This is a genomic window from Sphingomonas sp. GW821-FHT10F11 (assembly GCF_058809095.1).
In genome coordinates this window covers 213135-227600 of sequence record NZ_JBXASH010000006.1, presented here as the reverse complement: position 1 = coordinate 227600, position 14466 = coordinate 213135, and the positions used below count along the sequence as shown (strand labels likewise).

General features: G+C 66.0%; 13 protein-coding genes. 9 read left to right on the top strand and 4 right to left on the bottom strand.

Translation table 11 applies throughout. The features are described from left to right. Nucleotides 1–47 precede the first annotated feature (47 nt). Nucleotides 48–728: an HAD-IA family hydrolase gene (locus AC1RT8_RS18160; RefSeq protein WP_493077177.1), complete on the top strand. Its 681-nt coding sequence runs from the start codon at nt 48–50 to the stop codon at nt 726–728. A 707-nt stretch (nt 729–1435) separates the two neighbouring features. Here the strand turns inward: AC1RT8_RS18160 and AC1RT8_RS18155 are convergent. After that, nucleotides 1436–2122 carry an anti-sigma factor family protein gene (locus tag AC1RT8_RS18155; RefSeq protein WP_493077175.1) on the bottom strand — a complete coding sequence of 229 codons (687 nt, stop codon included), beginning with the start codon at nt 2120–2122 and terminating at the stop codon, nt 1436–1438. Continuing rightward, nucleotides 2119–2628: an RNA polymerase sigma factor gene (locus AC1RT8_RS18150; RefSeq protein WP_493077174.1), complete on the bottom strand. Its 510-nt coding sequence runs from the start codon at nt 2626–2628 to the stop codon at nt 2119–2121. The genes AC1RT8_RS18155 and AC1RT8_RS18150 overlap by 4 nt, the downstream gene beginning before the upstream one ends. A 54-nt stretch (nt 2629–2682) precedes the next feature. On the opposite strand from AC1RT8_RS18150, the gene AC1RT8_RS18145 reads away from it, so the two are divergent. From AC1RT8_RS18145 to AC1RT8_RS18110, 8 genes are all read left to right on the top strand, one after another. Next, nucleotides 2683–3891, top strand: coding sequence for a S8 family serine peptidase (locus AC1RT8_RS18145; RefSeq protein WP_493077172.1), 1209 nt, complete (start codon nt 2683–2685; stop codon nt 3889–3891). A gap of 75 nt (nt 3892–3966) precedes the next feature. Beyond that, on the top strand, nt 3967–4800 hold the full coding sequence (locus AC1RT8_RS18140; protein WP_493077170.1) for a PRC-barrel domain-containing protein: 834 nt from the start codon (nt 3967–3969) through the stop codon (nt 4798–4800). 91 nt (nt 4801–4891) lie between these two features. Continuing rightward, on the top strand, nt 4892–5185 hold the full coding sequence (locus AC1RT8_RS18135) for a plasmid stabilization protein (protein ID WP_493077169.1): 294 nt from the start codon (nt 4892–4894) through the stop codon (nt 5183–5185). A 47-nt stretch (nt 5186–5232) separates the two neighbouring features. After that, nucleotides 5233–5937 (top strand): hypothetical protein, encoded by a 705-nt coding sequence (locus AC1RT8_RS18130; protein ID WP_493077167.1) that lies wholly within the window; start codon nt 5233–5235, stop codon nt 5935–5937. Nucleotides 5938–6037: 100 nt separating this feature from the next. Continuing rightward, nucleotides 6038–7333: a glycoside hydrolase family 130 protein gene (locus tag AC1RT8_RS18125; protein ID WP_493077166.1), complete on the top strand. Its 1296-nt coding sequence runs from the start codon at nt 6038–6040 to the stop codon at nt 7331–7333. Between the two features lie 162 nt (nt 7334–7495). Further along, nucleotides 7496–7930 carry a YciI family protein gene (locus tag AC1RT8_RS18120; protein WP_493077164.1) on the top strand — a complete coding sequence of 145 codons (435 nt, stop codon included), beginning with the start codon at nt 7496–7498 and terminating at the stop codon, nt 7928–7930. 563 nt (nt 7931–8493) lie between these two features. After that, on the top strand, nt 8494–9474 hold the full coding sequence (locus AC1RT8_RS18115) for a sterol desaturase family protein (protein WP_493077162.1): 981 nt from the start codon (nt 8494–8496) through the stop codon (nt 9472–9474). A gap of 129 nt (nt 9475–9603) precedes the next feature. Next, the gene (locus AC1RT8_RS18110; RefSeq protein ID WP_493077160.1) at nt 9604–10239 is read left to right on the top strand and encodes a hypothetical protein; all 636 of its coding nucleotides are present in this window, start codon (nt 9604–9606) and stop codon (nt 10237–10239) included. Between the two features lie 96 nt (nt 10240–10335). On the opposite strand, the gene AC1RT8_RS18105 is transcribed toward AC1RT8_RS18110, so the two are convergent. Both AC1RT8_RS18105 and AC1RT8_RS18100 read right to left on the bottom strand, forming a co-directional pair. Further along, nucleotides 10336–11235, bottom strand: coding sequence for an MBL fold metallo-hydrolase (locus tag AC1RT8_RS18105; protein ID WP_493077158.1), 900 nt, complete (start codon nt 11233–11235; stop codon nt 10336–10338). A gap of 123 nt (nt 11236–11358) precedes the next feature. Further along, a complete protein-coding gene (locus AC1RT8_RS18100) occupies nt 11359–13728 on the bottom strand; it encodes a TonB-dependent receptor (protein ID WP_493077156.1) in 2370 nt (789 codons plus the stop codon). Between the last annotated feature and the right edge of the window lie 738 nt (nt 13729–14466).

Below are 14466 nucleotides of genomic sequence, written 5' to 3'. Positions count from 1 at the left end.
GCTGCACGGCTTGCGCGCTGTGCATGCCGGGCGCAGGAGCGCTCGCGATGACCCAGCCCTTCCCCGACCGCCGCTTCGCTGCCTTCCTGTTCGACATGGACGGCACGATCCTCACCTCGATCGTCGCGGCGGAGCGCGTCTGGGCCGGCTGGGCGCGCCGCCACGGTCTCGATGTCGACGCCTTCCTGCCTACCATCCACGGCGTGCGCAGCGTCGAGACGGTGCGGCGCCTTGCCCTTCCCGGCGTCGACCCGGAGGCCGAGGCCGCCGAGATCACCCGCCTGGAGATCGAGGATGTCGCTGGTGTCGAGGCGATCGCCGGCGCCGCCGCCTTTCTCGCTGCGCTGCCGGCGGATTGCTGGGCGATCGTCACCTCCGCCCCGCGCGCGCTGGCGATGCGGCGGCTCGAAGCGGCCGGCCTGCCGGTACCGCCGGTGATGATCACTGCCGAGGACGTCGAACGCGGCAAGCCCGCGCCCGACTGCTTCCTGCTCGCCGCGACGCGCATCGGCGTTCCGGCCGATCAATGCCTGGTGTTCGAGGATACCGTGGCCGGCATCGCCGCCGCCGAGGCCGCGGGGGCGGCGGTGATGGTGATCACCGTGACGCATGCGCATCCGCTGGAGACGGGGCATCCGGAGGTGCTGGATTATGCTGCGCTGGGCGCACGTATCAGCTCGGAGGGATCGCTGGAGATCACCAGCCAACCTGAAGCGAACCTCGTTTAAGGCGCAGAGCAGGAATTCACGCGAAGGCGCGAAGGCGCAAAGCTGTTCAGGGGCTATATAGCGAACCACACATCGCGGAGACTCCAAAAATCTTCGCGCCTTTGCGCCTTCGCGTGAATCATCATCTTCATCTTTTCCCTGACCCGAAACGAAGGAGTTTCGCTCTCCTTCGGCACGACAAGCTCGGGGCAACGGAGAGGTGAATTAGTCCCTTTTTCAAAAACCCGGGCGGTCGGGGGTGGACCGCCCGGGAGGGCGCGGGAGTCAGGCCGGCGTCAGCACGGTATAGCCCTGCGCTTCGTACCGCGCCTTGAAACCTTCCCATGCCCGCGAATTGAGCCAGGCGCCGTGAATGAGCATGATGGTCTTCGACATGTCCGATCTCCCGTTTCGGTGCTGATGGCCGCAACGGCGTCGTCCCTGTTCATCGGGATGCCGTTTCGATGGGGATGTGGAAACTCTATGCCCGTGTACCCGGCTACGACCTTGGTATTAGATTGTATCAGGGCCGCCTGCCCGCCCGGGCCGGCCGCAGGGGTATCGATCCGGCAACGGCATTGTTGCGCCTGTCCATTTCACCAGGCGATGATCATGCCGCGCGGAGACAAGAGGCCACGCCAACCGGCATCGACCACATGGCAGCCTGCAACACCAAACACCCATAGCCGCCTCGGCACCACCATGAACAACCTGTTGAGGCTCCACAGCTAGCGAGGCGCGCGCCACCCTGATGCCCGTGCGTGCGCCTCGCCCGCCGCGTCGAGCGAGTCGCCGGCCATCATGTCCTGCGCCGCCGCCAGCAGCGCGGCATCGGCCGATCCGGCCTGGCGATACTCGGTGGCGGCGCCCTTCCCCGCGGCCTGGGCGCGGCGCAGCGTCCAGCCGGCCTGGTCGCGGCAGGCGATGCCGTCGATCGCGCCGCCAGTGAAGACCCGGCAATAGTCGCCCGAGGTCGCGCGGAAGCTGGCGAGGATGCGGGTGTCGCCGCTCGCTCCGGCAAGCTGGTCGTCAAGCGCCCGGGCGAGCGATCCCGAGGCCGTCAGCGTGCCGTGCCGTATCGCGACCGGGCCGTTCTGCCAGCCCTGGCCGACCGCGATGCCCAGCACCAGGGTCGCGGCGATCGCCGCCGCTTCCACCCAGCGTCGCGGCGCTGGCGCGATCGGCGGCCGGATCGGTACGACGGTCGCGGTCAGCAGCGCCGCAAGCCGGTCGGGCACCGGCTCTTCCACCGTCGCGGCGAAGGCGTCGCCGAGGCGGGCGCGCAGTGCCCGGTGGGCGGCGACCGCCTCGGCCAGCGTCGGATCCTCGGCAATCGCCCGCTCCACGCGCCGGGCCGCGATCGGATCGAGCTCGCCATCGGCATAGGCCATCAACATCTCGTCGTCGGGGGTCACGCTGCCTCTCCCAGTCGCGCCATCAGGGCCTGCCGTCCGCGCACCAGTCGCGAGGTGAGCGTGCCCATCGGCACGTCGAGGATCGCCGCCGCATCCTTGTAGGCGAGCCCCTCGACCAGCACGAGCGCGACTGCCTCGCGCTGGTCGTCGGGCAGCAGGCGCATCGCCGCGGCGACCTGAGTCAGCTCGACCCGCGCCTCGATCGCGCGGTCGCCGGCATCGCCGACCGCATGCCCGGCCTCTTCCGGCACGAATGTCTCCGCGGCGCGCGATCGGGCGCGGCCGGTGTCGATCCAGGTGTTGCGCATGATTCGGTACATCCAGCTGTCCAGTCTCGTTCCCGCTTGCCATTGGCGCCGCGCGTTCAGCGCCTTCTCGATCGTCGCCTGGCACAGGTCGTCGGCGTCCGCGGCGTGATGCGACAGCGCCCGCGCGAACCGGCGCAAGCGCGGCAGCAATTGCAGCAACTCCTCCTCGAACGCCGCCAAGTCATTTCCCTTCGTCATGGATGAAACGGGCGGCAATGGCCGTTTCATCCATATGATGGCATATTTTTCCGCATGAAGAAGGCCGGCCTCCCCATCGCTGCAGCGCTCGCCGTGCTGGCGAGCGCCGCCGCGGCGCAGCTCGTTCCGGGCGTGCCGTCGGTGGGCGGTGTGCTCGCCCCGGTCCTGCCGCTTGTCGACACGGCGACCCAGCTTCCCGATCGCGCGGCACGGACGCTGGCCACGGTCCGGCTCGATCGTATCCGCGCTCTGGTCCGTGCCAATCCCGACAGGATCGCGCTCGATCCGGACGGCTTCCCGGCCCGCGCGCGCGAAGTGGTGACGAGCGACCCCGACGATGCGTTGATCATCGCGGCGGAAGCGCGCGGCTATCGGCTGATCGAGCGCGGCGACCTGCTCGGCATCGGCTTCGCCCGCTTCGCCGTTCCCGAAGGCCGCTCGCTCAAGGCGGCGATCCGCGACCTGGGCCGGCTGGGCGCGAAGGACGTCTCGGCGGATCAGCTTCATTTCGAAAGCGGCATGGCAGGCCCGGCTGTGGCGCCCGATCCGGGTTCCGGCCCACGAATCGGCATGATCGACGGCGGCGTGGCGGGCGCGGTCGTTCAGCGCGGCTTCGCCGCCGGTGCGCCGCGCGCGAGCGATCATGGCACGGCGATCGCCTCCCTGATCGCGGGGCGCGGCCCCGTACGCGGCGCGCTTCCCGGTGCGCGGCTTCTCGTGGCGGACGTCTATGGTACTGATCCGGCGGGCGGCAACGCCATAGCCATCGCCAAGGCGCTGGGCTGGCTGGCGGGCGAAGGCGTGCCGGTCGTCTCGATCAGCCTGGTCGGCCCGGCCAACCCGCTGCTCGCCCGCGTCGTTTCGGCCGCGCAGGCGCGCGGTACGATCATCGTGGCCGCGGTCGGCAACGATGGTCCAGCGTCGCCGCCGAGCTATCCCGCTTCCTATCCCGGCGTGATCGCGGTCACCGCGGTGGATGGCCGGAACAGGATGCTGATCGAGGCCGGTCGCGCGACGCATCTCGATTATGCGGCCCCTGGCGCGGATATGCTGGCAGCGACGGCGCGCGGCGGCGCGGCGCCGGTGCGTGGAACCTCCTTCGCGACGCCGCTGGCGGCGGCGACCATCGCGGCTGCCTATCCCGCAGCCGATCCGGCGATGCGCGCTGCGGCGCTCGCGCGGGTCGATGCGGGGGCGAAGCGGCTCGGGAGTCGCTTCGGCCGCGGGCTGGTCTGCGCGGACTGCCGCACGCCGCCGCGATGATTTTTTACGCGGCACGGGATTAAACGCCGCGATTGCCCCGTTCTCCTCCTGGAAACACCAATGAGGAGGATGATCATGACCAGGTTCCTGTTCGGCGCGGCCGCACTCGCGCTCGTCGCCGCCACGCCCGCATCGGCCCAGCTACTCGGCGGCAGCGGCGGCCTGGGCGGTTCGCTCGGCGGCGGTCTGGGTGGGCTTGGCGGCATGGGTTCGGCCGGCGGCACATTGGGCGGCACGCTCGGCCGCGTTCCCGTCACCACCGATACGGTCACCAGCGGCCGCGTCCGTGCCGACAAGCAGGTCGATCGCCGCAGCGGACGGGCCAGCGCGTCCGGCTCGACCTCGGGCGGCTCTTCGCTCGACGGTGCGACCGATGTCGCCGGCCGCCAGATCGGCGCCAGCGGCTCGGGCTCGGGCTCGGCCGGTGCCGGCGCGGATGCGCAGCTCGTCGGCACCGATATGGTGCGCGGCACGGCGCGCCAGGCAGTCGGTAGCGGCCGGGGCCTTGCCGGCGAGGCGCGTTCCACCGCGGGTTCGGCGGCGTCCGGTGTTGCAGGGGCCGTCCCGACCGCTGGCAATGTCGCCGGCTCGGGTACGGCATCCGGCATGGGCAGCGTGTCCGGCGCGCTCGGTCACCTTGCGGTTGCGGGCAGCGCCGCCTCCAGCGGGGCGGGGGCGTTCGATGTCGCGCCGGGCATGGACGTCACCGATGCGAAGGGTCGTGTGATCGGCACCGTGCGCGATCTCCGCTCGACCGCTGCCGGCACCGTCCGCGAGGTGGTCGTCGCGGTCGGCGACCGGACGGCCACCCTTCCCGCCGGCAACTTCTCGGGCTCGGGTGACGTGCTCGTCTCGGCGATGGGCAAGGGTGATCTGAAGGGCGTCGCGAAGGAACAATCGCGCGACTGATGGGATGGCGGGCGCGGCGACGGGCACCGCGCAGGGATATCGATCCCGCGCAATGCGTTGTTGCGCCAGTCCATTGCACCAGGAGATGATCATGCCTCGTGGAGACAAGAGTGCTTATACGGACAAGCAGAAACGCAAGGCCCGGCACATCGAAAAAGGTTATGAGGACCGCGGCGTGCCCAGGGACGAGGCCGAAAGTCGTGCCTGGGCCACGGTGAACAAGGAATCCGGCGGCGGCAACAAATCGGGCTCCGGCCGGGGCAAGCCCGACACCCATATATCCTCGTCACGTGGCGGCCGGGCGCACAAGTCGGGCTCGGCCGAGCAGCGCTCGGCGGCGGCGCGCAAGGGTTGGGACACGCGGCGCAGGAACGCGGCAGCCTGAAGGTCGCAGCGATGGCATCCGGCGGGGTTGGCGGGCTATGAAGGCGTGTGACCCGATCCCGAACCATGCTTGCCTTCGCCGCGATGGGTCTCGCCACCCTGGCCGCGCCCGGCGCCTCACGGGAGAGGGAAGCGCGGTCGTCAACCTGGCCCGATACGCCGTTCGCCCGCGCCGGCGCGCTGGCCTTGCTGCAGACGCTCAACGCGGAGCTGCTCAGCCATGACAGCGCGACCCTTACGCTTGACGGCTGGTGCGCGCGCCGCCGGCTCGCACCTGCCGGCAGCAGGATCGTCGCTGAACGGGTTACGGGACAGGACAAGCCCGCAACGCCGGCGGTGCGCGCAACGTTGCAGGTCGGTGAGGAGGAGCCGGTCCGCTATCGCCGCGTCCGGCTGCGCTGCGGCGACCGAATCCTGTCCGAGGCCGACAATTGGTACGTCCCGTCGCGCCTCACGCCGGAAATGAACGCGGCGCTCGACACCAGTGATACCGCTTTCGGTCGCGCGGTGCAGGCGCTGCGCTTCCGCCGCCAGACAATCAGCGCGACCCTGCTCTGGTCGCCTTTGCCCCGGGACTGGGACGTCGCCCGCACCCTGCCGCGACGCACCGGCCGGAAGCTCGCCATTCCAGCCCGGGTGATCGAACACCGCGCCGTGCTGCGCCTCCCCGATGGAACGCCGTTCAGCCAGGTGGTCGAAACCTATCGCGGCGAAGCGCTCGGCGCGCCGCCGCCGGTGGTCGGGCGCCGATGATCTCCCATCCGATCCGGTTATGATGGACCCTCCGGCCGCCGCGCACGTTCACGCACCCGATACCCGCCCGGCGGTCGGCCGCGACCCATAAGGAACCCCGATGCTTCAGGCTGAGCCCGTCCTCGATCACCACGACCTGATCCTGCGGCCCGATCCGTCGCGCACCGTCGTCCGGCCGTTCGAGCTCGAATATCCGGGCCGGTTCCGGGTCGAGGGCCATCCGCGCGCCCAAGCGATCGTCGATCGCATCCTGACGCTCGACGAGACCGCGCTGGAAAGCGAGCTGAAGCTGCTCACCCAGTCGCTCGACGAGCGGCACCGCGACGTGGACGACATGCTCCGCCGCCGGTTCGACGAGATCGCGAAGCTCCTGCCCGATGCGAAGACGGTCGACGATGCGCAATGCCGCCTGATCGGCGCCTATTTCAGCGAGGAATTCTCGTTCGAGGCAGCCGCCCTGTTCAACCCGAGCGCGGTGGCCGCGCCCGATCAGTCGGGCGTGCCCGACGGCGCGATCCGCTTCATCCTGTCGCTGCGCGGGATCGGCGAAGGCCATGTCTCCTCGGTGACCTTCCGCACCGGCATCTGGATGCCGGGCGGCGGCATCACGGTCGACCGCCCGAGCCCGGCCGCCGTGCCGCCGACCATCGACGACGGGCTGGACGACGCGATCGCCGCGGTGACGCTGAATTGCGGCGGCAGTCGCGACATCTCGGAGACCGTATTGTTCCCCATGCTGCCCAGCCAGCGTCAGGGCATCGAGGATTTGCGCCTCGTCCGTTTCACCGACGATGACGGCGGCATCACCTATTACGGCACCTATACCGCGTTCAGCGGCGCGGCGGCGCGGCCCGAACTGCTCTCGGGCACCGATTTCCGCAGCTTCCGCATGTGTGCGCTCACCGGCGACGCGGCGGGCGCCAAGGGCATGGCGCTGTTTCCGCGCCGGATCGACGGACGCTATGTCATGCTCGGCCGGCAGGACAGCGAGAGCATCTGGCTGCATATATCCGACGATATCCTCCACTGGGAGGGCGGCGGGAAGGTCGTCTCGCCCCGCTACCCATGGGAATTCGTCCAGATGGGCAATTGCGGATCGCCGATCGAGATCGACGAGGGCTGGCTGGTGCTGACTCACGGCGTCGGCACGGTGCGCAACTATTGCATCGGCGCCTGCCTGCTCGACAAGGCGGACCCGTCGAAACTGATTGCCCGCACGCCCGAGCCGATCCTGACGCCGAGCCCGGACGAGCGCGACGGTTATGTCCCGAATGTCGTCTATAGCTGCGGCGCGATGATCCATGGGCGCGACCTGATGATCCCGTACGGCGTGGCCGACAATTTCGCGGCCTTCGCGACGACCACGGTCGACCGGCTGCTACGCTGCATGGAATAGGCTGGAGCGTCGATTCGAGAGGTTGGCTGCTGTGGGCGGCCCTCACGCCATCGGGATCTCACGCACGAGAAAAAATTTGCGGAACGATGTCGATTCCCGACAAGGTCGTTCGTCGTCCCGATGAGACGCCAAATGGGGCCGGCTCAAACAAGGAGACAGACGATGCGGGTTATGGTGTTCATGATCGCCACCGAGGACAGCGAAACGGGCCTGGCCCCCACGCCCGAGGCGCTGGAGGCGTGGGAGGCGATGGACCGGTTCACCGAGGAACTGGTCAATGCCGGCGTCATGGTGGCCGGCGCCGGTCTCAAGCCCACCGCCGAGGGCAAGCGCATCGTCTGCGATGGTCCCGGCCGCACGGTCAGGGACGGGCCGTTCGCCGAGAGCCGCGAGATGGTCGCAGGCTTCTCGATCTGGGAGGTCAAGGACATGGACGAGGCGGTCGCCTGGGCGAAGCGCTGCCCCAATCCCATGCCGGGCCGGAGCGAGATCGAACTCCGGCCGTTCTACGAGGCAGCGGATCTGGCCGATTTTCTGACGCCCGAGGAGTTCTCGACGCCTCGCGACGGAGAGCGCGGGAGGCTCGGCGTCGCCTGATGCCGCCGGCTGGAGCCGGTCGGAGAGCCAGCGTTTCTCCCCTGCGGTCATGGCCGAAAAGGCGGTGTGACCGGAGGGGAGATGCGCCCAGGCGATTTCGCATCGAACGGGCCTGGCCCATCACGGGCCTGGCCCATATGGTGCGGATGTCGACCTTGCTGGGGAACTGGCGCAGGACCCGCTGGTCACGGCCCTAGCCGAGAGGCCCATGACCGGCGTCTGACCTTGCGGGTGGGGCGCAGATACCGCGTGTCGCGGGCCGAACGCGGGCAGCGATCCCCAGCGCCTCGAAATCCGGTTGATCGGGCAGCCCGAGCATGTGGTCCCGCGACACGCCGGATGGAAATCGCCGCTGAAGTCCGATCAGGCCACATCACGCTACCGTGCCGAGCGCCACCCGGGCGCACCACGGCATAGACAGCATCTATGAGATATATACCAAAATGGCATCTGGCATGATGGGAGCATTCTCACGATGCTGAACCGATTGCGGACATCATCCTCGTCCTTGGCGTGCCGGACAAAACCGCAAGATGCAGGGCGAGCATTGCGAGGGCAGGCATATGGGCGGAGTTCGCGTAGGTAAGAGGCTGATAGGCGCCCAGGCGCCGGTCACCATTGGGTGGGAAAACATACCCCGGGTGGAAGGCGGCCCGCTGAAGCAGTTCATCTTCACCTGGTTCCAGCCCACAATGCTGTTCGCGCTGATCGCGTTCTGGTATTACGCGCCCAATTCCATCGCCAAGGCATCGACCGCCATCGGCATCGGCATCGGCTTCAAGGTTCTGCTGCTGGCGCTCGAATGGGTCAACCCGCGCTACGAGAGCTGGCGCCTGACCTGGAAGGAACTGGTCACCGACCTGTTCTATGTCGGGCTCGGCTATACCCTGCTCAACCTGGTCGAAAGCTATATCGGCAGCGACGCCGTGATCGAGGCCGTCCAGCACAGTTTCAACTGGGACAAGCTGGCGTGGTTCATGGGCTTGCCGCTGCTGGTGCAGGCCTTCCTGATCTCGTTCACCTTCGATTTCGGGCAATATTGGATGCACCGCGGGATGCATAACTGGTACCCGCTATGGCTGCCCCATTCGGTGCATCACTACATCACCCAATTGAACATCAACAAGGGCGCGGTCGGCAATCCGGTGGAGCTCTTTCTGATCGGGCTCGGCATCGGAGGCTTCTTCGATTTCCTGCCGCGCGCCGCCCTGCTCGCCGGCGCGATAGGCCTGGCGGTCGGGACCTACCAGCACATCAATGTTCGCTTCAACACGCCGCGCTGGTGGCGCTTCCTGTTCAACACCACCGAGCATCACAGCCTGCATCATTCGCAGGACTATGAAGCCACCCGCAGCAATTATTCCGGCACCTATATCTTCATCGATCGCATGTTCGGCACCTGCGTGGACGGCGAGGCGGAACTGCTGGGCATGGAAGGCGGGCGCCGCATGTCGATCCGCGAGCAGATGACCTATCCCTTTGCCGAGGGCTGGAAGACGATCAAGGAACGATTTGGCCGGCCGCTGGCGGTGCCGGCCGAGTGATGGAACTGCTCCGCTTGCACAGGCTTCCTCCATCTATTCGTCATGCCCGGACCGGGGCTGCCACGAGCGGCCCGGCTTGAGCCTCGCCACCCAGGGCGGCGTCGAAAAGCTCTCTCGACAGGAGATCATGTGAACCCGCGTTTCATCGACTGGATCTGGCACGTCAGGGGCAGCCTGGCGCTTGCCCCCGAGCAATCGAGCGATGAAGCCTTTGCCAGGCTCGGCCCCCTGTTCCGCCAGGCCGGTACCAGCCACGATCGGACCAAAGACACGCTGACGTTCCGCAAGAAGGACCAGGCGGCCCAAGACAAGATGTCCATTTTCGATGGTGGCGTCTTGCAGATCAAAAAAGGCGTGGCCGGGTCCATACTGCACTATCATCTGACCAGCCGGGCATTGCTGTTCTGCTTTCTGGCACCATTGCTGTTTCTGGGCTTCGCTCAGCTTACCATCACCGTTGTCAATCTCGAAAAATCGTCGACCGAAGCCGCGGGCAAGTCCGGGAAAGGTTCGGATACGTCGAAAAAGCCCGAAAAAAAGCATGCGGAACTGCCGCAGAACCCGATCGACAAAGCCCTGGGCGCACCTGCACCCGAAAAGCCTAAAAAAGAAGGCGCCGGCAAGTCCGAAGGGAAAGACAAGAAACCTTCGCCCACGTCCGCCTATGTCTTTGCGGCGATCTTCGCTGCTCTCTATCTCGTCGGGCGAATCCTCGAAGACAGGTTGGTCAAGGCGCTGTTCAAAAAGAGCCTGCTGGGTTCATAACCCTGTTCGAGCCGCTTTGCGGCCTAGCCGTTAGCCCTCTTCCCGCCTCCGTCTTGCGCCGGCGCCATGTCCGGCGCCCCAGTCGTGTCGCCGTCGTCACTCGGCCCGTGGCGCTACCGGGTAGATAATGAAGCGATCATGGACCTGGGGCTGCTCCGGGACATCCAGCACTGCCTTCAAACCCGTTTGCAGTTCGCCGATGCTCTCGACCGGCAATTCGAGGCGGTGCTCGTCGGGGTGCGTCGCTGCCTCGTGCGGATAATCGCGCCCGGGCGTGCGCGTCATCTCGATATGCGCGCCGAGCACTGCGGCAATGGGATGCGTGGCGGCGAAGGCTGCCAGGCGGTCGATGCTGGCGCGTTCGTCCGGCATGAAATTGACCGGCACGTACAGGCGGCCGGGATAGAGGACGTCGCCCGACAGCAGGATCTTCAATCTGGGATCGTAGATCATGATCGAGGCCGCCTGGTGTCCCGGCGTCGGCACGATGTCGAGAACGCGGCCGCCAAGGTCGAACCGGGCTATCTCGTTCGGCCAGTTCCCGATGCCGAAGAACCCCGCCACGTCCGCCGGCTTGAGCCCGATGACGATGGTATCGGGGCGATCGCGAAACGCGGCATCGCCCGCGATATGATCGCCGTGGCTGTGACTGTGCGCGACCACGAGGGGGATACTGGTGCGATGATGCGCAGCCAGCCACTCTTTCACGAGGCGGTCGACAACCGGTCTGATCCGGCCGCCTTCGGCGCCGGTATCGACCAGCAGCACCTTGTCGCGCCCGAAGATCAGATACAGGAATGGCGCCTCGAAGTTGGTCTTGATCGATTGCCGGATGACGAACGTGTCGCGATCGAGCGACTGGACCTGGGCATCCGGCTCGTTCGGCTGCGTACCGTCGATCCAGCTTTCATGGAACAGCTCGGGCAACGGAGCGCTGTGGGCGCTCACGGCCGAAGCGAACAGCGAACCGGCTGCCAGGCACGCTTTGGCTGCCATGCCCAGTTGGTGAAATGCCAGGCCGGATGCCATCCTGTCGGAGACCTTTCACGATACGCGTTTGCCGATGGTCTCACCCTGGAGGGCCCGCCCGTGGCGAGCCCTCCAGGGTGATGACCTTCGTCAGTAATGGAAGCGGAAGTCGATGCCGACCCGCCGCGGCGACAGCACGCCAAAGGCATAATAGCGCTCGACGACGTCAGTCCGGACCTGATTATAGGAGCTGACGTCGTTCTCGACCGAGGTGACGGCATATTTGTCGAAGATGTTGTCCGCGAAGATGCCGATATCGACCAGTTTCGAATGATAGGTGATCGATGCGCGGTGCGTGGTATAGTCCGGGATGATCTCGCCGTTGCCGGCAAGGCCGATGCGCGAATAGATGTCGCCCGTATAGGTTGCGGTCCAGTTGAACTCCAGGTCACGATCGTCGGCCAGTGGCTGGGTATAGGTGATCCCGGCGCTGCCCGCGTGCTTGGTCGATCCGGGCAGGCGGCCGCCGTTCGGGGCGTCATATTGGACACCCTGGCTGACGACCACGCCCGGCGCGGTCTCGGTCAGGTGCGCGTCGGTATAGGAATAGGTGCCCTGCACCAGGAGCCGCGGTGTGATCTTGAACTGGCCGGTGAATTCCACGCCCTGCGACACGGCCTTGCCGCCGTTCACGGTAATGCCCACGGCACCGTTCACCGTCTGGCTCGCGACCTGGATGTCGTTCCAGGCGACGTGGAAGCCGTCCAGGCTGAACTGAAGGCGTTTGTCGAACAGCGAGGCGCGGACACCGATTTCAATGTTGCGTGTCTTGTCCGGGCCATAGGCCAGCTCGCCGGGAAGCGCGCAGACGTTCTGGCCCGGCGGCAACGGCAATACACAAGGCGCGACGCGGTTCACATTGCCGGTGCGATAGCCGGTGCTGTAGGTGAAATAGGCCAGTAGGTCGTTGCTGAACTTGTACGACGTGTTCGCCTTCCAGACGACGCCGTCATCACCCGTGCTGCCCGACTTGATACGGCTCGGTGCGAACTGGATCAGCGGATAGGGCGTGCGGGTCAGACCGCCACCGAACAGCGGCGTGTCGGTGCCTCCGATCGCGAACGCATCATATTTGAAATAACGGATACCGCCGGTCACCTGCCACGCATCGGTGATATGGAAGGTACCCTCACCATAGACCGCCTTCTCCTTGGTGCGGGTGTTGACGAAGGAGATATATTCGAGGTCGTCCGGTCGGTTGACTCCGGCGAAGGCCGCGAAGCCGGGCGTGTGCTCCTGGTAGTTATTATAGTATCTCAAATTGTTGTAAAAACCGCCGATCACCCAGCTGAACGGGCCGCCATGCGTTGAAACCAGGCGAACCTCTTCGTTGAACTGGCGATAATAGGCGGTCGAGTCGTTGTAGGACGAGAAAGCCGGGAAAGCCTCATAGCCATAATCAAGATCGAGCAGCAGGTCGGTATTGTCGCGGTGCGTGACGATCTTCTGGTTCGTGAAGGCGGTCGTGCTGACGAGCTGCGCGAAATCGAACAGGTTGACGTTGAACTCAGCCGCGTAGAGATCGGCCTTGCGGCTCGTGGGCTCGAGGTAGCGCCACGGACCCTCATATTCGCCGGTGCCCAGCACCCCGGCGCCATTGGCCTGACGACCGCCCGTCGTGGTTTCCTGATGGGCATAGGTCAGGTAGAGTTTGATGTCCGGATTGGCCTCCAAAAGGAGCTGGTTGCGTGTCGTGAACGTCTGTTCGTAGTTCACGTCCTTCTTGCTGTAGAAGTTGGCTGCTTGCTGCGCCGCCGTGCCGAACGAGCCCCCCGCGCCGGTCGCGCTGCGGCCCGGCTGCGGGTCCGATATGCCCGGCTTCTGCAGCAGATAATTGTAATCGATGAAGCCGGGGCTGTCGAAATAGCCGGTAGCGGTGCGGAACGCGATGTGATCCGTCACGATCGGCACGTTGACCGCCACGTCGCCATTGAAGCCGAAGCTGCCGCTATGCGACATGCCGAACAGGCGGCCATGCGCGTCGACGGACCAGTCGTCCGTGTCCGGACGGTTGGGCATGTAGCGCACCGCACCCGCAAGCGTGCCGAGCCCGTAAAGCGTGCCCTGCGGACCCTGCAGCACTTCGACGCGGGCGATGTCGATCAACTTGAAGTCGTAATAAAGCGGGACTTCTCCGAGATAGACGCCCACCGCGCTCTCGCGCTGCGAGCCGGTGACGCTCGTGTCGCTTGAGTTGATGCCGCGCATGATGATCGTGCCGGTCGACGCCGGCCCGGTGTCCACCACCGTCAGGCCCGGCGTGAAGACGGCCAGCGACCTGATATCATCGATGCGCTGTTTGGAGAGCTGCTCCGAGCTGACCGCGCTGATGTTGATCGGCGCGTCCTGCAGCGTCGTCTGGCGACGGCTGCCGGTCACGACGATCTCATTGGGGTCGCCCTCGGCGCCGCTGTTCGCGGGAGCATCCTGCGCGAACGCAGATGTGGTTCCGACGCCCATCAGCATGGTCGCGCAAAGCAATGTGTTGCGAATCAATGTCATAGTCACTTCGACCCCTTGCGATTGAGCCCGTCGAAAAGTGACATCCCTCCCATTGGCGCTCTGGCTAAGCCGGCGCCTTTTCGGTCGATTTGAGTCTTGTCGTCTTCAATATTCCGCGGCCCTTGCCGCTGCGTGCGACGGGCTTGCCGAGGCTCCGCGAATCCCCCAAAAACAGGTCGTGCATGCCTGGACGGCAGCGTGACGAACCAAGCCGGCCTGCACCCCGCGTATCGCCGACGACCGGCGACACCTTGCCCATAAGAACAGCATTGCAGACCAGCTTCCGATCCACGAACCCCCACTTTCAGCCGGCGATGACCGGCGTTGCCGAACCCTTTCTTTTCCGCCGCCTCACGGAGCAACGATGGAAAGGTATGGATATTACGGAATACGTCAAGCGTAATAATTTTGCAGTTGCTCAGTATGAAGACAGGATGCGCTGCGCTGCACAAAACTGTCATATTTCAAACGACACGACCTGGTCGCCAGTGGCGTTGCCGTGCGCGCACCGCCCCCGAGCTGTCCTTCGAATCGCTGTCCTGCTCTCCGATTCCCGAATCATCGCAAAGCCGAGTCGCCCGGGATGGTGCTATCCGCGTAAATTGGCGGAGGTGACCTGAACGGGCGCCGCGCCGGGCATCTCATACCCGTCCGGCTCGATGGGTCAGGAGCCCTCGTTGCGACAGCTTGCTTCCA